Genomic DNA, 22,658 nt, shown 5'->3' on the forward strand with positions numbered 1-22,658 from the left:
TCGCAACTGCGACCCTTAAAAATTTTACCACTTTTTCTTTTCGCCAAACAGGGCATTGATATCTTCATCCCGCTCACTGTTTGCTTGCTGTTGTTTCTCTTCTGCTTTCGCTTGACGAGAGTTTTGCAGCTTGTCGAGCATTTCGGTCAGTTTCTCTTTGGCTTGTATCGAGTAGTTGTCATTTTTAGAACTTAACGCATCAATACCTTTCTTTAGAAGCTGTGCTGCTGTACCCGGCTGTCCTTTTGCCATCGAGTCGTGGGCGCGTTTTACGACGTTCTCGATATTGATTCGGATCTGGATAGTCTCTAACCGCCCATTCTCAACCATGTATGACTGAGTATCCATGCGACCTTTGTTATGTTCGGTACGAACGGTATCACGCAGGCGTTTAACCAGTTTCAACATGATGATCGCTTGCTTGTCGCTGGTAGGGACCTTAAATGACGTCGCTTCGTTGCCTTCGTAGTTCTCTTGGAGTTGCTGAATCTGCGTCTTTGCCGCCTCCACGCGTTGGGCTAGATGCTTATTTTTAGGGTCGAGTTCATGCATGTTGACCACCGAATCAAGGATACGATTGTGCAGGCATAGCATGAGTTCTTTACTGTACGGCAAGTAGCTTGCTCCACTGATCAGCTCTTCTGTTGCGTCGATCAATGCCACATAACGAGCAGACTCTTGGCGCCGTGTTGCTTCAGCTTTGAGCTTGTATTGCAGCATAATGTTGTAGCCCAAGATAAGGACCAACAGAAGTGCTACAAGCGCAATAATTAAACCGATATTCATAACGTTTTGTATCTACAATGAGTTTCCCTACAATTCGATAAATCAGGATACACCAAAGGTAACGGTATCAACACTGCAAAGTTGTTGAATTGGTCATTATCTAATTAAATTGGGACATCTTTCTCTATTGGAGTGAGAGGTTGAGCAATTCCTGCGCGAAAAAACTGTTAATCTTTCTAGGAATTCGTTATAACTAATAATTATATGCTTGTGTTGGGCTCTTGGGTAAGACACCAGTTGCGTTATGAGCTTAGCGAGATTTAAACAGGGATGATTAGAAGCAGATGAAGTTACAGCAGTTAAAATACATTGTCGAAGTAGTGAACCACAATCTAAATGTGTCGGCCACTGCTGAAAGCCTCTACACGTCTCAACCTGGTATCAGTAAGCAAGTGCGTTTACTGGAAGATGAGTTGGGCATCCAAATTTTCGAGCGAAGCGGGAAACATCTTACACAGGTTACTTCTGCCGGTGAAGACATTGTTCGCATCTCTCAAGAGATCTTATCACGTGTCGAAAGTATTAAGGCGGTTGCAGGCGAGCATACTCATCCTGAGATGGGCACGCTAAATATCTCGACAACGCATACGCAAGCGCGTTATGCCTTGCCAGAGGTCATCAAAGGCTTTACTGCTCGTTATCCAAAAGTGTCGCTGCACATGCACCAAGGCACACCGTCGCAGATGTCTGAAGCGATTGCCAAGGGGACGGCGAACTTTGCGATTGCAACCGAGGCACTGCATTTGTACCAAGATGCCATCATGCTGCCTTGTTATCACTGGAACCGCTCTATTGTCGTGCCAAAAGATCACCCACTGGCACGCAAGGCAGAGGTTACTATAGAAGACCTAGCCGCGTATTCTTTGGTTACCTACGTGTTCGGCTTTACAGGTCGTTCAGAATTGGATACTGCCTTTAATAAGGTTGGGCTGACGCCAAAAGTGGTTTTCACTGCGACAGATGCGGATGTCATCAAAACCTACGTTCGTATGGGCATTGGTGTGGGTGTCATTGCTAGTATGGCAATGGATGATGCTCAAGATACGGACCTTGTTGCGATTGATGCAAGCCACATCTTTGGTGCGAGTACAACCAGTATTGGTTTCAGAAAGGGAACCTTCTTGCGCTCTTACATGTATGACTTCATGGAACGTTTCGCACCGCATTTAACCAGGCCAGTCGTCGAACAAGCGATTTCTTTGAAATCGAATGTAGAAATAGAAGAAATGTTCAAGGACATTGACCTGCCAGTACGTTAGTACAAATTGCTTTCGTTATCGCATACTTCCTTCTAGAATCGGGGCGAGTCATTACACGCACCATCAATTAGGGGGAAGGTATGCGTCAGCAGTTTGCGCATCTCACATCATTCTTATGTCAGTATCAGGGGTACTGGCGCCACGATCCCTTCCTTCAAGTCACCTCCGGTGAGATCTCGTGGTCCGCGCTTAATCCAGAATTGGAGCAGTGGATACAACAGCTTTCTTCAAAGCAAACACTTGAATACAAATCTTCGCTTGAGCTTTGCCTTAAAGAACTTGAGTGCTTTTTCCCGGGTTTAGAGGCCACTCACCAATCCATTACTTTGATGCCGTTAGAGTCAGGCGATGATTTAGAGTTACCGCGAGGACTTGATGCGGGTATACCGGGTCGCAAGCTCACCCAAATACAACAGATGACCAAAGCGTGTCTTCATGGTCATCAGGGCAGTGAGTGGCTTGAATGGTGCTCGGGAAAGGGCTTTTTAGGCAGGCTACTTTCGTCTCAATCCAATCAGCATGTCACCAGTTTCGAATTTCAGCACTCATTGTGTGAATCCGGACAGCTCGACGCCGATAAGCTTGGCTTGCCCATGGAATTTGTACAAGGTGACGCCTTTGATGAAGCCGCCGCCGAAGTATTTAATGATAAACAGCATGCTGTTGCGCTTCACGCATGTGGGGACTTACACGTTACCTTAATCGAGCATGCCGTTGAGCAGCATCTCCCGGCAGTGACATTATCACCGTGTTGCTATCACTTAGTGAGAGGGGAGCATTACTCTCCATTGTCCGATGAAGGTAAACGGGCAGGGCTCGCACTCAGCAAACATGAGTTAAGAATCCCACTTCAGGAAACGGTGACGGGTGGCGAGCGTGTCAAACGTCATCGAGAGCAAGAGATGAGTTACCGATTAGGGTTTGACGCTCTGTGTAAAGAGCTCGGACTCTCAGTTGAGTATCTGCCTGTCCCAAGTATCAAAAAATCGCAGTTAGCGTCAGGATTCAAAGCCTTTTGTTTGTGGGCGGGCGAGAAGAAGTCTTTTACTATTCCTGAGGTGGATTTTGAGAGATTTGAAAAGATTGGGGAAGAGAGGTTTTGGGCTATGGAGGCATTGAGTCTGGTGCAAGGTGTCTTCAGAAGACCGCTCGAGGTTTGGCTCGCTATGGATAAAGCACTCTATCTAGAGTCAAAAGGCTATCAGGTTACTCTATCAACGTTTTGCGAGGTGGAAACCACCCCAAGGAACATACTGATCCATGCGGCTAGAAGCAATAACCAGAAGTAGCAGCCTGAAATAACAGCTAACAAAAAACGGGCCTAAAGCCCGTTTTTTAATATGGATGTTCGATTTAACTAGTTAAACATAGCGATAGCTGTCGCGGGTTCAACGTATTCAAGATCGAAGCTTTCAGCCACTTCTTTACACGTCACCTTACCGTGGATAACGTTCAGACCATCCAAGAAGCCTTTATCTTCAGTCAGAGCTTGTTGGTAGCCTTTGTTCGCTAGCTTGATAATATAAGGTAGCGTCGCGTTGTTTAGTGCAAATGTTGAAGTGCGAGCAACCGCACCTGGCATGTTGGCAACACAGTAGTGAACCACATCATCAACAATGTAGGTTGGTTCTGCGTGCGTTGTCGCGTGAGACGTTTCGAAGCAACCGCCTTGGTCGATGGCAACGTCAACCACTGCAGCACCTGGCTTCATCTTAGCAATATGCTCTTTCGTCACTAGTTTAGGTGCAGCAGCACCTGGGACTAAAACAGCACCAATAACAAGATCTGCTTCTAGAACATGCTTCTCAAGTGCATCTTCTGTAGAATAAACGACTTTTGCGCGACCCTGGAATTCTTCGTCCAAAACGCGTAATGTATCAATATTGCGGTCGAGGATTGTGACGTCTGCACGCATACCAACAGCCATGCGAGCAGCGTTAGAGCCAACTACACCGCCACCAACGACGACAACTTTCGCCGGTTCAACACCAGGTACACCACCTAGTAGTAGACCGCGTCCACCATTGGACTTTTCGAGTGTTTGTGCACCAGCCTGTATAGACATTCGCCCAGCGACCTCTGACATTGGTGCTAGTAGTGGCAAACGACCCATATTATCTGTTACAGTCTCATAGGCAATGCAGACAGCTTTGCTTTTGATTAGCTCTTCAGTTTGTGGAAAATCTGGTGCTAGATGGAGATACGTGAATAAAATTTGTCCTTCACGTAGCATAGCACGCTCGACAGCTTGGGGTTCTTTGACCTTTACAATCATCTCTGCTTTCGCGAAGACGTCTGCAGCGGTAGGAAGAATGGATGCGCCTACAGCGATGTAATCATCGTCTGAAAAACCGATACCTGTGCCAGCGTTAGTTTCAACGTAAACTTCATGGCCGTGTGAGATTAACTCTCTAACGCTTGCCGGGACCATACCAACACGGTACTCATGGTTTTTGATCTCTTTAGGTACGCCAATTATCATCCTGACTCCTCATTATAATGTGGTTGTATTAACTGTTTGTAGGGTGTTATTGTCGAATTAATATCTAGTATAGAAGCTAATGAACAAAATTTGATACTGTATATTACAGAGTTGTAGTATATTTTTTTGCAAGGAAGTAACAAGGTGGAATAAAAAATGGCAGACAACTATAAGAAGCCGTCCAAGGAACTAGACCGTATTGATCGCAACATCCTCAATGAGTTGCAAAAAGATGGTCGTATTTCAAACGTCGAACTCTCGAAACGCGTAGGACTATCGCCTACACCGTGTCTAGAGCGTGTGCGTCGTTTGGAGAGACAGGGTTATATTACGGGCTACACCGCACTCTTAAATCCGCAGTACTTAGATGCTTCGCTACTTGTATTCGTAGAGATTACATTGAACCGTGGAGCGCCAGATGTATTTGAACAGTTCAATACAGCGGTACAAAAGCTAGACGACATTCAAGAATGTCACCTTGTATCAGGTGATTTCGACTATCTTTTGAAAACAAGGGTGTCGGATATGAGTGCGTATCGTAAACTCTTAGGGGATACTTTGCTTCGTCTTCCTGGTGTGAATGACACCCGTACCTACGTGGTAATGGAAGAAGTGAAGCAAACTAACCAGCTTGTGATTAAAACGCGCTAGAGACGGTGCTTCCAAGTCTGACAAGAAGTTGACTAAAGTTATGATAAAGCATGCTTTATTCTCCAGTCAGATTGGGTTTTAATCCTCATTGTGGTTAAATCAATGAATACACCGAGCGGCTTATGCCGCTCGGACTGTTTTCAATAAATAGATGTTGGTTATGTTCAAACAGAACAAAAAAAGAGTCGAAACAATTATAAAGACGAGCGAAGAGCCTCAGGCAAATCGCCTAAATGGATTTCAACGGCTAAGAGAGTGTTGTTTCATCTTAGCTGTCCTTACCTCTATTCTTTTGGCTGTCGCCTTATTCACCTTTAGCCCAGCGGACCCATCTTGGTCACAAACATCCTGGGGCGGTGACATCCAAAACGCTGGTGGCTTTGTTGGAGCCTGGCTAGCGGATACCCTATTTTTTGTTTTTGGCTCTTTGGCATACCCAATTCCTTTTATTACTGCCTTTAGCGCTTGGGTGTTCTTTCGCAATCGCGATGAAGATGATCAGATAGATTTGATGATCTGGGGCACGCGTCTGCTTGGGCTAACGGTTCTTATTCTTACCAGTTGCGGTCTCGCCGATATCAACTTTGATGATATTTGGTATTTCTCGTCAGGCGGTGTGATTGGTGACGTGTTAACGAGCTTGTCTTTACCCACGCTCAATGTCCTTGGCACGACTTTAGTCTTGTTATTTCTTTGGGGAGCAGGATTTACTTTGCTCACCGGTATTTCGTGGTTACGTATCGTTGAGTGGATCGGTGATAGTGTTCTGTCATTGAGTGCTGCGATCGTCAATAAGGTTCGAGGCACTAAAGAAGAGGTCTACGAACCTGTTCTAGTGGATCAAGAAGCGGATGATGCAGACGAACTGCCACGCTTTAGCGCAGACAGTGTAGTAGAAGAAACACAGCCTAGAGCTAAGAAGCAGTACAACATTCATGTGCCTGAGTCAGTGCCAGGCGCTTCAGTCGCAGAACACTCAGTTGAAGGCCATTCATTTGAAAATAATGATGCGTACGATCCTTTGTTTGCGCGACCTGAAGAGGAAGCGCCGTATTCAGAGCTTCAATATGTTGAAGAAGCGCCACATCAGGCACCAATACAGACGGAAGTCGAGCCTGTCGCTCCAACTTCTATACAGCCACAAAAATCAGTGCAACCTGAAGAGCCTCAAATTGAACGCACCCGTCAGCTTGGTGCGACGATTGAAGAGCTTGAAAATGCGGCTCGCTTTAGCGATGACTATGCAAATCAGGAAAATGAACCCGAAGTGCCAGTTACCACAGGTACGGCCTCGATGACTGCGAGCGAAGAGCCAGTTATCGAACCCACTTTTTCTGAGCCAACATTTAGCGCTGAGTCAGAGCCGATTAACAGCGTAGAACCAGCCACTTTTGCTGCAGAAAACACGCCAGAGCGACCACAGCAGAAAGTTGAGGTGTTTGAAGAGGTAGAGGACATAACTCCTCCTTGGATAGACAATAGCGAATTAGAGGTTGAACCTGAAACCACTCATATTGAACCGACCGTAGATTTCGCAGCGTTGGAAGTCGATGCTGACAAAGAAGTGGTTGAAACGCCAGCATCTGTCGATCAGGATGTTGAAGCGTTCCAAAACATGGTTGCGGACGCTCAAAAAGCACAAGTGGCGAAGATGAATCCGTTCTTGATACAGCAAGAGGCGAACCTGCCAAAACCTGCTGAGCCAATGCCAACCTTAGAGCTGCTTTATCACCCAGAGAAACGTGAGAACTTTATCGACCGTGAAGCACTGGAAAACATCGCACGATTGGTTGAATCCAAGTTAGCGGACTACAAGATCAAAGCGGAAGTGGTGGACATTTTCCCTGGCCCTGTCATTACTCGTTTCGAACTTGACCTTGCACCAGGTGTTAAGGTGAGTCGAATCTCGGGTCTATCTATGGACCTCGCTCGTTCACTCTCTGCAATGGCAGTTCGTGTCGTAGAAGTTATCCCAGGTAAGCCATATGTGGGTCTAGAGCTGCCAAATATGACCCGTCAGACGGTATTCTTCTCTGATGTGGTTGGCAGCCAAGCGTTCATCGATTCAAAATCACCAACAACGGTTGTGCTAGGTCAGGATATTGCCGGTGAAGCGGTGGTCGCGGATCTATCGAAAATGCCGCACGTACTGGTTGCTGGTACAACAGGCTCTGGTAAGTCGGTTGGCGTTAACGTCATGATCTTGAGTATGCTTTACAAAGCAACACCCGATGACGTGCGCTTTATCATGATCGACCCGAAAATGTTGGAGCTGTCCATCTACGAAGGTATTCCTCATCTGTTGTCGGAAGTCGTTACTGACATGAAAGATGCCTCGAACGCACTTCGTTGGTGTGTGGGTGAGATGGAGCGTCGTTACAAGCTAATGTCAGCACTTGGCGTTCGTAATATCAAAGGATTCAACGACAAGCTGAAGATGGCTGCAGAAGCGGGACATCCTATTCACGATCCTCTATGGCAAGAGGGCGACAGTATGGATCCAGAACCGCCGCTACTAGAGAAACTGCCATACATTGTTGTGGTGGTTGATGAGTTTGCCGACTTGATGATGGTAGTTGGTAAGAAGGTCGAAGAGCTGATTGCTCGCTTGGCGCAAAAAGCACGTGCTGCGGGTATTCACTTGATCCTAGCAACTCAACGTCCATCGGTTGATGTAATCACAGGTCTGATTAAAGCGAACATCCCAACGCGTGTGGCGTTCACCGTTTCGACCAAGACAGACTCGCGCACCATTCTTGACCAAGGCGGTGCTGAGTCACTACTGGGTATGGGTGATATGTTGTATCTCCCTCCAGGCTCGAGTCATACCATTCGTGTACACGGTGCGTTTGCGTCTGATGATGACGTGCATGCTGTTGTGAATAACTGGAAAGCGCGCGGCAAGCCAAACTATATTGAAGAAATTACCAATGGTGAGCAGTCTCCAGAGACATTGCTACCAGGTGAAAAGATGGAAGGCGATGAAGAAATGGACCCATTGTTCGATCAAGTTGTCGAACATGTAGTGCAGTCTCGCCGTGGCTCGGTTTCTGGAGTTCAGCGTCGATTCAAAATTGGATATAACCGCGCAGCTCGCATTGTCGAACAGCTAGAAGCACAAGGTATTGTGAGTGCCCCTGGTCACAATGGTAACCGCGAAGTACTGGCACCCGCGCCACCAAAAGAATAATTTCGATTCGCCTTAAGAGGTAAGAGGAAATCAAATGAAGAAATGGGTTAATGCAGCGATGTTAACTGTAACAGCAATGAGTTTTTCAGCTCTTGCAACGCCGCAACAGGAGCTTAGTGAGAGGCTTCAACTAAATGATGGTTTTAGCGCTACCTTTACTCAGGAAGTGACCAGCCCAGATGGGGATGTGGTGATGGAAGGAGAAGGCAATGTTGAGATCTCACGCCCAAGCATGTTTCGCTGGGTGACAACCTTGCCAGATGAAAATGTCTTAGTCTCGGATGGGCAAAATCTATGGTATTACAGCCCGTTCATCGAGCAGGTTAGTATCTACAACCAAGAGCAAGCCACCGAGCAGACGCCATTTGTTTTGCTGACGCGTAATCGTGCCAGTGATTGGGACAACTACAGCGTGAACCAAAAAGGCGATGTATTCACATTGGTCCCAACAGCCGTAGACTCAACTCAAGGGCAGTTTCAAATTAATATCGATAGCAAAGGCATCGTTCACGGCTTCAATGTGATTGAACAAGACGGTCAAAAAGGCACCTTTGTGTTCGATAACATTAAAGTCGGCAAACCCGCTTCAGACAGATTCACGTTTGTCATTCCTGATGGTGTTGAGATCGATGATCAGCGCAACTAAGTCGTTAAGACGTGTCGTTAGGACGTTATTGTGAGTAATTTCAGTTTTGACTTTTCAGGGGACGAAGATTTTCGTCCCCTTGCTGCTAGAATGCGCCCAGAAACGGTTGAACAATACATTGGTCAGCAACATATTCTAGGCGTGGGTAAACCTCTGAGACGTGCGTTAGAGGCAGGGCAGCTGCATTCAATGATCTTATGGGGACCGCCTGGTACGGGCAAGACGACTTTGGCGGAAGTTGCCGCAAATTACGCTAACGCTGAAGTTGAAAGGGTGTCCGCGGTTACCTCTGGCGTCAAAGAAATCCGTGCTGCGATAGAGCGAGCTCGCGAAAACAAGCTTGCGGGTAAGCGCACTATTTTGTTTGTTGACGAGGTACATCGCTTTAACAAAAGCCAGCAAGATGCCTTCTTACCCCACATCGAGGATGGCACGGTTACCTTTATCGGTGCGACGACAGAGAACCCGTCGTTTGAACTCAACAACGCACTGCTTTCTCGCGCAAGGGTGTATAAACTTACTTCTCTCGATACCTCAGATATTCTGCTTGTCCTTGAACAAGCTAAAAACGATGAACAGCGAGGTTTAGGCAGTGTCGCTGCGACCTTCCATGACAATGTACTCGAGCGCCTTGCTGAGTTGGTCAATGGCGATGCAAGGATGTCGTTGAACTACCTTGAACTGCTCTACGACATGGCAGAAGAAAACGAGGCTGGTGAGAAAGACATTACGTTGCCGTTACTTGCTGAAGTCGCTGGAGAGAAAGTTAATCGCTTCGATAACAAAGGTGACATCTGGTACGACCTAATTTCTGCGGTTCACAAGTCGATTCGTGGCTCAAACCCAGATGCTGCTCTGTATTGGTCTGCAAGAATGATAGCGGCAGGCTGCGACCCTTTGTATATCGCGAGGCGGTTATTGGCGATAGCGTCAGAAGATGTTGGCAATGCGGATCCAAGAGCAATGCAAGTTGCGTTATCCGCTTGGGACTGTTTCACTCGAGTTGGTCCTGCCGAAGGTGAGCGCGCTATCGCACAAGCGATTGTGTATCTTGCGTGTGCACCAAAGAGCAATGCAGTTTACACGGCGTGGAAGCAAGCGCTGCGAGATGCTCACAATCTCCCAGAGTATGAAGTTCCACCTCATTTGAGAAACGCCCCTACGTCCTTGATGAAAGATATGGGGTACGGCGCTGAGTATCGCTATGCCCATGATGAGCCGGGCGCGTACGCCGCTGGAGAGCGTTATCTGCCACCAGAAATGACAGGGACTCGCTATTACGAACCGACAAATCGCGGGCTCGAAACCAAAATTGGCGAAAAGTTAGATTATCTGGCGGATTTAGACGCAAAAAGCCCACAAAAGCGCTATGAAAAGTAGTGGCTTTTCGTTATCTTTACTCGGTTAACAAATCAATATCTGCAACTGATTGGAAATTAATCAGTTGCAGAGCTATTCACAACTAAAAAGCATAGGATTGGCAATGCTGGATTCTAAATTACTTCGTACAGAGCTGGATGAAACAGCTGAAAAACTAGCGCGTCGTGGCTTTAAGCTAGACGTAGAAACTATCGGTAAACTTGAAGAGCAACGTAAGTCGATTCAAGTAGAAGTTGAGAATTTACAATCCACGCGTAACTCCATTTCTAAGCAGATCGGTCAGAAGATGGCTGCAGGCGACAAAGAAGGCGCTGAAGAGATCAAAAAGCAGATCGGTACCCTAGGTAGCGATCTTGAAGCGAAGAAAGAAGAGCTCACCGCGGTAATGGCTCAACTTGAAGACATCACGCTTTCTGTTCCAAACCTTCCTGCGGATGATGTACCACAAGGTAAAGATGAGAACGACAACGTAGAAATTTCTCGTTGGGGCGAGCCTAAAACTTATGACTTCGAGGTTAAGGACCATGTTGACCTTGGTGAAATGGGCGACGGTCTAGATTTCGCTAGCGCGACTAAGATCACGGGTGCGCGTTTCATCGTTATGAAAGGTCAGTTCGCTCGTCTACACCGTGCGATCGCACAGTTCATGCTTGATCTTCACACTGAAGAGCACGGCTATACTGAGCTGTACGTACCTTACCTAGTTAACTCTGACAGCCTATTTGGTACAGGTCAGCTACCTAAGTTCGGTAAAGATCTATTCCACACAGAGCCACTGACAGAAAAAGCAAGCGATGAAGAGCCACGTAAACTGTCTCTTATCCCTACAGCTGAAGTGCCGGTGACTAACCTTGTTCGTGACACTATCTCTGAAGAGACAGACCTGCCACTTAAGATGACGGCTCACACACCATGTTTCCGTTCAGAAGCGGGTTCTTACGGTCGTGATACTCGCGGTCTTATCCGTATGCACCAGTTTGATAAGGTTGAGCTTGTTCAGATCACTAAGCCAGAAGATTCAATGGACGCACTAGAAGAACTAACAGGTCATGCTGAGAAAGTTCTTCAGTTGCTAGAGCTTCCATACCGCAAAGTCGTACTTTGTACTGGTGACATGGGCTTCGGTGCTCGTAAGACTTACGACCTTGAGGTCTGGGTTCCAGCACAAGAGACATACCGTGAGATCTCTTCTTGCTCAAACATGTGGGATTTCCAAGCTCGTCGTATGCAAGCACGTTTCCGTCGTAAAGGTGAGAAGAAGCCAGAGCTTGTTCACACGCTAAACGGTTCTGGTCTTGCAGTGGGTCGTACTATGGTAGCTATTCTTGAGAACAATCAGGAAGCTGACGGTCGTATCGCAATTCCAACAGCACTTCAGAAGTACATGGGTGGCGCAACACACATCGGCTAATGATTGCTGCTAACGTTTCTAAAAGCTCGGCGATGCCGAGCTTTTTTTTGTCTTGAACTTCTTGTTGTGTAGATTATTACGTATTGGTAATAGTCTTTCTGTTTTTGGTGAGATTATCAAACTCACCTAAACGCCTATAATTTGCCCTCTACCGCGGAGAGTATTTGTTTCTCAACATAATGAGGAGGGGATGTAATGGCAGTAGGTTGGGCAAATGACGATAGCGTCAGCCAGCAGATTCAAAATACGATTGAAGACGAAATCTCTAGAGTTCGAAGCCTATCAATGCAAGGTGTGAGCGCCGAGTTTTGTGATGAATGTGGCGAGCCAATTCCACTGGCTCGGAGAACCGCCATCAAGGGCGTTAGACTCTGTGTTGAGTGCCAGTCGAGTCATGAACATGAAAGCCAGCGCTTAGCGCTATTCAATCGTCGTGGCAGCAAAGACAGTCAGCTTCGATAAGTGTAAAAAAGCGGTTGCATCAGCAACCGCTTTTCACATCAACTAAAGCAGCTTTCATTATCCAGAGCCGTCTCAATAGCCCTAATCAGCTTCTCAATATGTTCGGGCTGGCTGATATACGGCGGCATCATGTAGATGAGCTTGCCAAACGGGCGGATCCAAACCCCTTGTTCGACAAAGTGCTTTTGGATGATTTCCATGTTGACCGCGGTATGCGTTTCTACCACACCGATTGCGCCTAACCAGCGCACATCTTTCACGTTGGAAAAGCGGGTTAACTTAGGAAGGAGCTCTGAAAATAGCGACTCTATGCTTGTTACCTGTGACTGCCAATCACCAGTCGCCACAATATCCAAACTGGCACTTGCAACGGCACAGGCTAGTGGATTACCCATAAAGGTTGGTCCATGCATAAAACAACCCGCCTCGCCACCACAAACCGTATCTGCGACGTGCTTGCTGGTTAATGTTGCCGACAATGTCATGTAGCCACCTGTTAAGGCTTTGCCAACGCACATGATATCAGGCTGAACTTGTGCATGTTCACTAGCAAATAGCTTGCCGGTGCGACCAAAACCTGTAGCGATTTCATCAAGAATAAGTAGTACCCCGTATTGGTCACACAGCTCTCTGACGCGCTTTAGAAAAGTCGGGTGGTATAGACGCATTCCTCCTGCGCCTTGGACGATCGGTTCGAGGATGACGGCAGCAACCTCTGAATGATGGGCTGCAATCTTATTTTTGAAGTCATCGATGTCACTTTCATTCCACTCATCCCAAAACCCAACCTTTGGTGATGCCGCGAAGATATGCTCTGGCAAAAAGCCCTTGTAAAGACTGTGCATCGAGTTGTTTGGGTCAGTCACTGACATTGCCGCAAAGGTATCGCCATGATAGCCGTGGCTCAGCGTTAGAAACTTAGGTCGACGCTCCCCACGAGCATGCCAGTATTGCAGCGCCATTTTTAACGAGACTTCAACCGCCACTGAGCCTGAATCGGCGAGAAAAATATGTTCCATATTGCTTGGTGCTAACTCAAGCAGCTTTTTGCTCACATCAATCGCTGGCTGGTGGGTGATGCCACCGAACATGACATGAGACATTTTTTCACTCTGAGATTGGATCGCCTCGTTCAGCTTAGGGTGGTTGTACCCATGGATGGTCGACCACCATGATGACATGCCATCTACCAGGTCTGAGCCGTTTTCGAGCGTAAGGTGGACACCTTTTGCAGAGACTACAGGGTAGCAGCTAAGCGGGTTGAGAGTAGAAGTGTAGGGATGCCAAATGTGGTTTCGGTCGAAATCTAAATCCATGAAATACAGTCGCTCAAAAAATAAACAAGTGTAAACTTGTGCTTGTGGTCGGTGTTGACAGTGTATCGCTTGTCGGTACACTAGCCAAGACTAAAAACAATGAGAGCAAAGGAATTAACTGTGGAAGTACGACACGATTGGACGCATGCCGAAGTGCAAGAGCTGATGAACAAGCCTTTTATGGATCTATTGTTCGAGGCGCAAACCGTACACCGCCAACATCAGCAAACCAACCATGTTCAAGTTAGCACACTGTTATCTATCAAGACGGGTGCCTGCCCTGAAGATTGTAAGTACTGTCCACAAAGTGCGCGCTACAAAACGGATGTTGAAGCAGAGCGTCTGATGGAAGTCGAGCGCGTTCTAGATGCGGCTCAGAAAGCTAAGAATGCAGGTTCAACACGTTTTTGTATGGGTGCAGCGTGGAAGAATCCAAAAGAGCGCGATATGCCTTTGCTAACAGACATGATTAAGGGTGTAAAAGAGATGGGGCTAGAGACCTGCATGACGCTAGGTATGCTAACGCCTGAGCAAGCAACACACCTTGCCGATGCGGGTCTTGATTACTACAACCACAACCTCGATACCTCTCCAGAGTTCTACGGCAATATCATTACCACTCGCACTTACCAAGATAGACTGGATACATTGAGCCATGTTCGTGATGCAGGCATGAAAATCTGCTCCGGTGGCATTATCGGTATGGGTGAAAGTGCCAATGACCGAGCTGGCTTGTTGATGGAGCTTGCTAACCTTCCGGTTCAGCCTGAGAGTGTGCCTATCAATATGCTTGTCAAAGTTAAAGGCACACCACTAGAAGAAGTCGATGATGTTGAGCCTTTTGATTTTATCCGCCTAATTGCCATCGCTCGAATCATGATGCCTAAATCTGCGGTGCGACTGTCTGCCGGACGCGAGAATATGAACGAACAAATGCAGGCGCTGTGTTTCATGGCCGGTGCTAACTCAGTGTTCTATGGCTGCAAGCTTCTCACCACACCTAACCCGGATGAAGATAAAGATCTTCAGCTGTTTAAGAAACTCGGCATCAACCGAGAAGAAACCTCGCAAAAACCGGATGAGGTGCATGAAAACGATCTTCTAGATCAGGTGGTAAGCCGAGTGGCAGCGCGCCCGACGAAAGACGATATGTTTTATGACGCTAGCGTTTAACAAACGAATCCGCCAAGCACTCGATGATAGAAAGCAGAGCGATCTTTTTCGCTCTGTGCTGGCGTTGGAAGGGGGAAATCAACCGGTTTTCCAAAACAATGGTCAGCGTTTTCATAACTTCTCTTCCAATGATTACCTTGGTTTGGCATCGAGTGATGAGCTTAAATCCAGCTACCAGCGAGCGGTCAGTGAGTTTGGAGTAGGTAGTGGAGCGTCTCCTTTAGTGACGGGTTACTCTAACCAACACCACAGCTTAGAGTTAGCTCTGACGGAGTGGCTTGGCTATGAGGGAGCCCTGTTTTTCTCTTCAGGGTTTGCGGTCAATCAAGCCGCTGTCTTCGCGCTGCTCAAAAAGGGTGACTTACTGATTCAAGACAGGCTGAACCATGCATCACTGATGGAAGCAGGAGCGCTTTGTGATGCTGACATGAAGCGCTACCGCCACTGCGATAATGACCACCTTGCAACTCTATTGCAAACGGACAAGCCGAAGATGGTGGTTACTGAGAGTGTGTTTAGTATGGATGGCGATATTGCCGATCTAGACACTTTTATTTCTGCGTGCCAACAAGCGGGTGCTCTATCGATGATCGATGATGCGCATGGAATTGGTGTGATCGGTGAGCAGGGAAATGGTGCAATAGGCAGCACGGCTCAGCGCGCGGATGTTCTTGTGGTAACGTTTGGAAAAGCGTTTGGACTCAATGGGGCTGCTATCTTGTGCTCTAACGAGATGAAAGAGTATCTCACCCAATTTGCCCGCCACTATGTCTACTCGACTGCGTTCTCTGCGGCTCACGCTGTAGCAATCACGAAAGCGATCGAGATGATTCAAACCCAACATTGGCGCCGTGAAAAGCTCAGTGAGTTGGGCGCTGTGTATGACGAAGTTCTGCAGAGTGCTCCTGGTTATATCTCAACTCAAACGCCAATAAAACCGTGGCTTGTCGGTGGTGAGGAGCAAGTGCTTAGGTTGTGTAATGCGTTGAAACAAGAACAGATTTGGACGACAGCCATTCGCCCACCTACGGTACCTAAAGGATCGGCGCGATTACGAATTACATTATCCGCGGCACATGACATTGAGGCTGTAGAGCAGCTAGCCACCAGTTTAAAACGACATTCGGAGGGATGCTAAATGTCTGAGGTACTAGCAAATCTTACGGATTATCAGACCAATAAAGCGGCAATATCAGAATCGTTTGGCCGGGCTGCAAAACAGTACGACCAACATGCTGAGCTGCAGCGCCGAGTCGCAGACCGTTTATTGGCGTTATTACCCAGTGATTTAAAAGGCTATCGCATTCTCGATTTAGGTTGCGGTACGGGTTATTGTTCGCAAGTCCTATTAGAGCGGGGAGCCAAGGTGGTTTGCGCTGACTTATCGAGCGAGATGCTCAGTGTAGCGAAAAGTCGCTGTGGTAGTGAAAACGTCAGCTATCAAGTCGCAGATGCTGAGGCTCTTCCATTTGAAAACAGTACGTTTGATATTGTGATATCGAGCTTAGCGCTGCAGTGGTGCAATGACTTAGCCGTGCCGCTAGGGGAAATGAAGCGCGTGACAAAACCCGGCGGTAGAGTGCATTTTTCTACCTTGCTCGATGGCTCACTGGAGGAGCTAAAGCGGTCGTGGAGCAAAATTGATGCATATCAACATGTCAACGACTTTACCTCGCTCAATCAGGTAAAAATTGCGTTAGCGCAATCTGAGTGCATCAACCATCAACTAGACTTGCCGAAAATAGTTATGTGGTATGAGACTGCTTTTGGTTTGATGAAAGACCTAAAAGGAATTGGTGCGACTCATGTAGAAGGTCGTTCCAAAGGGTGTACCAGCCGACGCTCATTGAAGAAGCTCGAGCTGGAATACAAGAGGTACGAAAACCAGAACGGCTTACTACCAGCCAGTTATCAAATTTGTTTAGGGTCAGTTGCATTATGATGAAAGCACTATTTATTGCAGGTACGGATACTGAAGTTGGGAAAACCGTTGTATCAAAAGCGATATTAAGTGCTGTTGGTGCACAAGGAAAAAAGACTATAGGTTATAAGCCTGTAGCTGCAGGCAGTGAGAAAACTACCGAAGGTTGGCGTAACTCGGACGCATTGCATTTGCAAGCAGCAGCAAACCAAGAAGTTGATTATGATCTCGTTAACCCGTATGCGTTATCTTTGCCTGCGTCACCTCATATCGCGGCAATAGCGGATAACGTTGAGGTCAAATACGACGTTCTCTCGAATTTACTTGAGCAACACAAACAGAACAGTGATTTTGTGTTGGTCGAAGGCGCAGGTGGTTGGCGAGTACCAGTATCAAAAGATGATTGCCTTTCTACTTGGGTGAAACAAGAAAAGTTACCTGTCGTTCTCGTAGTGGGTATTAAGCTTGGTTGTTTGAGTCATGCGATGTTGACGGCCGAAGCGATTAAGGCAGATGGTCTTGAGCTTGTTGGTTGGGTAGCTAACCGCGTCAATCCGGGCGTCGAACATTACGCTGAGATCATCGAAATGCTGGAAGGCGCGATAGACGCTCCAAAGCTTGGTGAGGTGCCTTACGTCCCAGGCTGCAAGAAACGAGACCTAGGCAAGTACATTAACCTTGATGTAATTAGTTAACCCTTTCGTAACACAAAACACGTCAAATTAAAAAAGCCTCTTGTGGTGAATTATCGCGCAAGAGGCTTTTTGTTTTTCTCTCATACAGAATTTATGAACTCCGGTTGCATTTTTAACCAAATGAAACACTTTTTGTTTCAAATAACTGGTCGTATCACTTTACGTGTCTGATTTACTTCGAGTTTTATGAATTCTGTCAGTTTGGTGAATTTAATGTTAACCATATGTGTTGAATGGGTAATCTCGGTATGGCATTCTGTGATCAACAACACGAGTTTAAATGCAATTGGGTTCAATGATTAATATTGAGTGATCATGCATTGTAATCTCGCTTCAAAACGATAATTTAGAGAAAAACCATACGAAAGTTATGGAACATTTGAGGCTGAAAAATAAGCAAAATAGAGCCTCTCAAACGACTTATATACAAGATTCAACGTTTGAATGTTCGGTGTAGTTATCGACATTGTCATCCGTTAATAACGAAGCTAGATACCCCCCAAATAAATACATTTAGTGTCTAGCAACATGGAAAGCTGTAATAAAAACGGAGTAATCAATGGCTGGTGTTTTAGGAATGATCCTTGCTGGAGGCGAAGGTTCTCGCCTACGTCCTCTTACGGAATCTCGCAGTAAGCCTGCAGTCCCTTTTGGAGGAAGCTATCGCCTTATAGACTTCGCACTTAATAATTTTATTAATGCGGACTTGATGCGAATTTACGTTCTTACCCAATTTAAATCTCAATCCCTGTATCAGCATATGCGCAAAGGTTGGAACCTGACGGGCATCACTGACCGATTTATTGACCCAATCCCAGCTCAGATGCGCGACGGTAAACGTTGGTATGAAGGCACCGCTGATGCTATCTACCAAAACGTTCGCTTTGTCGAACTTGCCAACCCTGAGCATGTTTGTATCTTTGGTTCTGACCATATCTACAAGATGGATATCCGTCAGATGTTAGACTTCCACAAACGTCGTGAGGCGAAACTTACGGTTTCTGCGCTGCGTATGCCGTTGGCAGAAGCATCAGAGTTTGGTGTTATCGAGGTCGATGAAAACGGCAACATGATTGGTTTTGAAGAGAAACCAGAGAACCCGAAATCGATTCCTGGTCACCCTGATATGGCACTGGTGTCTATGGGTAACTACATCTTTGAAGCAGAAAGTTTATGCAAAGAGCTCCGTCTTGATGCTGAGAATGAAAACTCTAGCCATGATTTTGGTAAAGACATTATTCCTAAGATGTTCCCTGAAGGTGGCGTTTATGTTTATGATTTCTCAACCAATAAAATCAGCGGCGAGAAGGATACAACGTACTGGCGTGATGTAGGTACTATCGACTCGTACTGGGCTGCTCACATGGATCTGCTTCATGAAGACCCTGAGTTCTCACTGTACAACCGCAAATGGCCACTGCATACGTATTACCCACCGTTGCCACCTGCTACCTTTGTGGATGCTGAGCACGAAAAGATCAAAGTTACCGACAGCTTAATTGCTGGTGGTAGTTACGTACGTGGATCATCAATCTTCAAATCAGTACTAGGATTCAGAAGTAACATTGCTGCTGGTTCTATTGTGAGTGAATCTGTTATTCTAGGTGACGTTAAGATTGGTGCAGGTTGTACAATCAAGCGCGCAATCATTGACAAGAATGTTGAAATTGCCCCTGGAACTGTGATCGGTGAAGATCTAGAACTCGACGCGAAGCGTTTCCATGTGTCTCCAGGTGGCATCGTTGTCATCAAAAAAGGGACAAAAGTTGGATTCTAGAATGAGAAACATAGACGTATGGTTTCCAGTTTCAGAAGTTCAGGGACTTATTAAAAGTGGAGGCTTGGCAGATGTTGCCAAGGCTCTGCCGAAAGCTCTGCAAGAACTTGGCAAGGACGTAGCCATCACTCTGCCAGGCTACCAAAAATTACCAAACAAGGATCAGTATGAGTTCGTGCTAGCCACTGAGCTAGAGCATTGGCCTCATACACCTTATCAAGTCAAGAAAACCCATCTCGATGGTGTCGAAGTCTACGTCATTGAATGTGACCGTTACTTTGACCGTCCAGAACTGTATGCAGAACACAACCGAGCGTACGCTGATAATGGCGAGCGCTTTGGATTTTTCGCAGCCGCCAGTTTGGATGTGTTACCAAAGCTGGGCATTAAGCCTGCAATTGTTCACGCGAATGATTGGCACACAGGCCTTATCCCATTCTTGCTTAAGACTCGTTACGCTGAAGACGATCGCTTTCAAGGTACCAAGTCAGTACTGACAGTACACAACGCGATTTTCAAAGGGATTTTCTCTTACAGTCAGTTAGAGATTATTCCTGAGCTTCATCTCTCTGGAATGGAGTTTCTACAGTACGGTGATGGCTGGGTAAGTACATTGCGAGCGGGTATCGCTTTTGCAGATAAGATCAACGCAGTGAGCCCTAACTATGCCGCTGAGCTGGTGACACCGTTAGGCTCGCATGGCTTGGTTGATGATTTCGTTCATCGCGCCAAAGATCTCCATGGCATCGTTAATGGATGCGATTACTCAGAGTGGAACCCAAGCCACGATGAGTATTTGCCTAAGCATTACAGTGATGACCTAGAGAGCATGCTAGCGGGTAAGCTCGCATCGAAAACAGCGCTACAAAAAGAGCTCGGCCTGCCAGAGCGTGAAGTGCCGATGATTGGCATGGTTTGTCGCTTGACGCACCAAAAAGGTTTTCACTACATCCTTCCTATTTTGGATAAGTTCCTAAAAAATGACGTTCAAGTCGTCATTATTGGTACGGGTGAGCCACAAATTGCTTCTCATCTTAATGACCTAGCGGAAGAGTTTTCAGATAAGTTGGCGTTTGTAGAAGCTTACAGCAATCGCTTTGCTCATTTGGTAGAAGCAGGGTCAGACTTCTTCCTAATGCCTTCTGAGTTTGAAGCGTGTGGGTTGAACCAGATTTATAGTATGGCTTATGGTACGTTGCCAATCGTACGTAAAGTCGGCGGTTTGAAAGACACGGTTATTGATTTTGATGATGACCCTAACAATGCCACTGGTTTTGGTTTTGTTGAGCCTTGCCATGATGCTTTGTTAATTGTCCTGCAACGCGCACTGCTATTCTATCTGCAACACCCTGAGCAGATGCATGAAATGCAGCTTCGCTCAATGCGAAAAGACTTCAGTTGGACTGAGTCAGCCAAAGAGTACGTTAAGATGTACGACCTGGCGCTCGAGGCAAACTAGAGCAAAAACTGAAAAGCGGCGTTATGCCGCTTTTTTTTATAATCGACTACACTTGTAAATCATTTTTACCAAAATTCCTGTTAGTTTTTGTCCGTAAAACGGCGAATTATGGTAACGTAACGCCCACATACATCACGAAACTTGAGAACTATGTCAGAGAGCTTGCTATTCCATAAAACTTATCAGCACCCAACGAGTAATGAGTGGGTGGTATTTGTACATGGGGCAGGCGGAAGCTCAAACATATGGTTTAAACAGATTCGTGCTTACCGAGAGCACTTTAACCTGCTGTTTATTGATCTGCGCGGTCACGGTAAGTCAAACCAACTCCTTAAAGACATTATGTCGAACAAGTACACCTTTAAAGAGGTGACGATGGATATCGTCAAAGTACTTGATCACCTTAAGATTCAGTCAGCCCATTTTGTCGGTATGTCTTTGGGAACGATTATTGTGCGCAACATCGCCGAGTTGGCACACTCCCGAGTTCGTTCCATGGTCTTAGGCGGTGCGGTCACTCGCTTTAATACTCGCTCGCAAATTCTGGTGAAAATTGGCAACTGGAGTAAGCACATTATCCCTTATATGTGGCTTTACAGCTTGTTCGCGTACATTGTCATGCCGCAAAAAGGCCAAAAAGAGTCACGATTGTTATTCGTCCGAGAGGCGAAAAAGCTGTGCCAAAAAGAGTTCAAGCGTTGGTATCGTCTAACGACAGAAGTGAACCCTCTCAACCGCTACTTTAAAGACCGAGAGTTGCCGATTCCGACTTTGTATTTGATGGGTGATAAAGACTATATGTTTATTAAGCCAGTCAAAGAGATGGTGGCTGAACATAAGTCCAGCCGTCTATTAGAGATCAAAGATTGTGGTCATGTGTGCAATGTTGAGCGTCCAGAAGAGTTCAATAAGCACTCAATAGATTTCATTAAGTCTGTGGCATCGTAGCCGTTTGTGGCGTCTGACAGTTCCAGCAGACGCCAAATTGCGCTTCGTTAGTCTCATGGCAAGCTGAACATACCCACGGCAAGTTACCGCTTTTCTCAGCCTGTTTTTGCCAATCTTGAATGACAGCTCGTGCCATCATTTCTTGCTCTTTGTTGAAAAGCCAAACGTAGGGTAGAGAACTTTCGTCAAACGGTACTTCCCCTCGTAACCCAAAAACACCTTCGCCTCGTACTTCACACTCTATACCTTCAGCCATCAACTGCTGTTGGACAATATGTGTTTCTGGTGGGTTATTGCCTACAAATATCTTCATCTATTCCTGTACCTGTGGTGAGCGAGAGATTTTTCCCATAATCCATTTGGCAATAAGTGGGAACAAACCAAGTAGGGCAAACGATGCCAACACGGTGGGGGAAACAATGCCTGATAGACTGTCAATGTTCGCTAGCTGGGTACCTGCATTGAGGTATACTGCAGTTCCTGGCAGCATGCCCAGTTGACTCACCAAGTAATACTTAGAGACTCGAATTGGCGTGAGACCCATTAATAAGTTAATCAAGAAAAATGGGAACACAGGAATGAGTCTTAGAGAAAATAGATAGAAAGCACCGTCTTTTTCGACACCTTTATTGATCGTCTCAAGTTTCGAACCGAACTTACTTTGTACCCAATCGCGAAGTAGGAAGCGACTGCTCAAGAATGCCAATGTAGCGCCTATGGTACTCGCAAATGAAACAAGCAGTAAACTAGTCCAAAAGCCAAACAGTGCAGCGCCAAGTAAGGTAACCACGGCAGCGCCTGGAACAGAGAATGCAGTAATCGCTATGTAAGCGAAGAAATAGGTGAGGGCAGCAGCCACGAAGTTCTCATTGATGTATTCACTCAGTGCTACTTGTTGTGCTTTTGCGTTTTCTAGTGTGAGGTGTTGACCAAAGTTGATGCCTAAGTAAATGACGACAGCAACCAAAACCAATCCTAGTATCAGCTTCTTGCTCATGACGATATCCTTTTGATGACTCAGTATTAGTGTAGTAGACAGGATGAGTATGTTTTTCCTTTCAGCTAATACAAAAAAATCAGCCATAAGGCTGATTTTTTCTCG

General features: G+C 46.4%; 20 protein-coding genes. 15 read left to right on the forward strand and 5 right to left on the reverse strand.

What is annotated here, in order from left to right; translation table 11 throughout:
* Positions 1-24: 24 nt before the first annotated feature.
* A complete protein-coding gene (locus J4N45_RS05680; RefSeq protein ID WP_252014027.1) occupies positions 25-786 on the reverse strand; it encodes a DNA repair protein in 762 nt (253 codons plus the stop codon).
* A gap of 284 nt (positions 787-1,070) precedes the next feature.
* Between J4N45_RS05680 and cysB the strand changes: the two genes are divergently transcribed.
* Positions 1,071-2,045, forward strand: coding sequence for an HTH-type transcriptional regulator CysB (cysB, locus tag J4N45_RS05685; RefSeq protein ID WP_042474341.1), 975 nt, complete (start codon positions 1,071-1,073; stop codon positions 2,043-2,045).
* A gap of 80 nt (positions 2,046-2,125) precedes the next feature.
* A complete protein-coding gene (locus J4N45_RS05690; RefSeq protein ID WP_252014028.1) occupies positions 2,126-3,334 on the forward strand; it encodes a methyltransferase in 1,209 nt (402 codons plus the stop codon).
* Positions 3,335-3,402: 68 nt separating this feature from the next.
* Here J4N45_RS05690 and ald read toward each other — a convergent pair whose 3' ends face one another.
* Positions 3,403-4,527, reverse strand: coding sequence for an alanine dehydrogenase (ald, locus tag J4N45_RS05695; protein WP_042474344.1), 1,125 nt, complete (start codon positions 4,525-4,527; stop codon positions 3,403-3,405).
* A gap of 156 nt (positions 4,528-4,683) precedes the next feature.
* On the opposite strand from ald, the gene lrp reads away from it, so the two are divergent.
* From lrp to J4N45_RS05725, 6 genes are all read left to right on the forward strand, one after another.
* Positions 4,684-5,178 (forward strand): leucine-responsive transcriptional regulator Lrp, encoded by a 495-nt coding sequence (lrp, locus tag J4N45_RS05700; RefSeq protein WP_042474348.1) that lies wholly within the window; start codon positions 4,684-4,686, stop codon positions 5,176-5,178.
* 160 nt (positions 5,179-5,338) lie between these two features.
* The gene (locus tag J4N45_RS05705) at positions 5,339-8,368 is read left to right on the forward strand and encodes a DNA translocase FtsK 4TM domain-containing protein (RefSeq protein WP_252014029.1); all 3,030 of its coding nucleotides are present in this window, start codon (positions 5,339-5,341) and stop codon (positions 8,366-8,368) included.
* A 34-nt stretch (positions 8,369-8,402) separates the two neighbouring features.
* Positions 8,403-9,014, forward strand: a complete 612-nt coding sequence (gene lolA, locus J4N45_RS05710) for an outer membrane lipoprotein periplasmic chaperone LolA (RefSeq protein WP_234494112.1) — start codon at positions 8,403-8,405, stop codon at positions 9,012-9,014.
* Positions 9,015-9,044: 30 nt separating this feature from the next.
* Positions 9,045-10,394 carry a replication-associated recombination protein A gene (locus J4N45_RS05715; RefSeq protein WP_252014030.1) on the forward strand — a complete coding sequence of 450 codons (1,350 nt, stop codon included), beginning with the start codon at positions 9,045-9,047 and terminating at the stop codon, positions 10,392-10,394.
* A 103-nt stretch (positions 10,395-10,497) separates the two neighbouring features.
* On the forward strand, positions 10,498-11,805 hold the full coding sequence (gene serS, locus J4N45_RS05720; protein WP_252014031.1) for a serine--tRNA ligase: 1,308 nt from the start codon (positions 10,498-10,500) through the stop codon (positions 11,803-11,805).
* A 195-nt stretch (positions 11,806-12,000) separates the two neighbouring features.
* Positions 12,001-12,267, forward strand: a complete 267-nt coding sequence (locus J4N45_RS05725) for a DksA/TraR family C4-type zinc finger protein (protein ID WP_042474353.1) — start codon at positions 12,001-12,003, stop codon at positions 12,265-12,267.
* Positions 12,268-12,305: 38 nt separating this feature from the next.
* On the opposite strand, the gene bioA is transcribed toward J4N45_RS05725, so the two are convergent.
* Positions 12,306-13,583: an adenosylmethionine--8-amino-7-oxononanoate transaminase gene (gene bioA, locus J4N45_RS05730; protein ID WP_252014032.1), complete on the reverse strand. Its 1,278-nt coding sequence runs from the start codon at positions 13,581-13,583 to the stop codon at positions 12,306-12,308.
* A 120-nt stretch (positions 13,584-13,703) separates the two neighbouring features.
* Between bioA and bioB the strand changes: the two genes are divergently transcribed.
* From bioB to J4N45_RS05765, 7 genes are all read left to right on the forward strand, one after another.
* Positions 13,704-14,756, forward strand: a complete 1,053-nt coding sequence (bioB, locus tag J4N45_RS05735) for a biotin synthase BioB (RefSeq protein ID WP_042474355.1) — start codon at positions 13,704-13,706, stop codon at positions 14,754-14,756.
* Positions 14,740-15,894: an 8-amino-7-oxononanoate synthase gene (locus J4N45_RS05740; RefSeq protein WP_252014034.1), complete on the forward strand. Its 1,155-nt coding sequence runs from the start codon at positions 14,740-14,742 to the stop codon at positions 15,892-15,894. Before bioB ends, J4N45_RS05740 begins: the two co-directional genes overlap by 17 nt.
* On the forward strand, positions 15,895-16,698 hold the full coding sequence (gene bioC / locus J4N45_RS05745; RefSeq protein WP_252014036.1) for a malonyl-ACP O-methyltransferase BioC: 804 nt from the start codon (positions 15,895-15,897) through the stop codon (positions 16,696-16,698).
* A complete protein-coding gene (bioD, locus tag J4N45_RS05750) occupies positions 16,695-17,372 on the forward strand; it encodes a dethiobiotin synthase (RefSeq protein WP_252014038.1) in 678 nt (225 codons plus the stop codon). Before bioC ends, bioD begins: the two co-directional genes overlap by 4 nt.
* Before the next feature lie 559 nt (positions 17,373-17,931).
* The gene (gene glgC, locus J4N45_RS05755) at positions 17,932-19,149 is read left to right on the forward strand and encodes a glucose-1-phosphate adenylyltransferase (protein WP_252014039.1); all 1,218 of its coding nucleotides are present in this window, start codon (positions 17,932-17,934) and stop codon (positions 19,147-19,149) included.
* A gap of 1 nt (position 19,150) precedes the next feature.
* Positions 19,151-20,608 carry a glycogen synthase GlgA gene (glgA, locus tag J4N45_RS05760; protein WP_252014041.1) on the forward strand — a complete coding sequence of 486 codons (1,458 nt, stop codon included), beginning with the start codon at positions 19,151-19,153 and terminating at the stop codon, positions 20,606-20,608.
* A gap of 150 nt (positions 20,609-20,758) precedes the next feature.
* Complete coding sequence (locus J4N45_RS05765) at positions 20,759-21,556, forward strand: alpha/beta fold hydrolase (RefSeq protein WP_042474365.1); 798 nt, start codon at positions 20,759-20,761, stop codon at positions 21,554-21,556.
* On the opposite strand, the gene J4N45_RS05770 is transcribed toward J4N45_RS05765, so the two are convergent.
* Positions 21,537-21,869 carry a putative signal transducing protein gene (locus tag J4N45_RS05770; protein ID WP_252014043.1) on the reverse strand — a complete coding sequence of 111 codons (333 nt, stop codon included), beginning with the start codon at positions 21,867-21,869 and terminating at the stop codon, positions 21,537-21,539. The two genes, J4N45_RS05765 and J4N45_RS05770, sit on opposite strands and share 20 nt — an antisense overlap.
* Positions 21,870-22,553: a TVP38/TMEM64 family protein gene (locus J4N45_RS05775; RefSeq protein WP_252014045.1), complete on the reverse strand. Its 684-nt coding sequence runs from the start codon at positions 22,551-22,553 to the stop codon at positions 21,870-21,872.
* Between the last annotated feature and the right edge of the window lie 105 nt (positions 22,554-22,658).

Origin of the sequence: Vibrio sp. SCSIO 43140 (genome assembly GCF_023716585.1) — a bacterium.
Taxonomy (GTDB): domain Bacteria; phylum Pseudomonadota; class Gammaproteobacteria; order Enterobacterales; family Vibrionaceae; genus Vibrio; species Vibrio maritimus_B.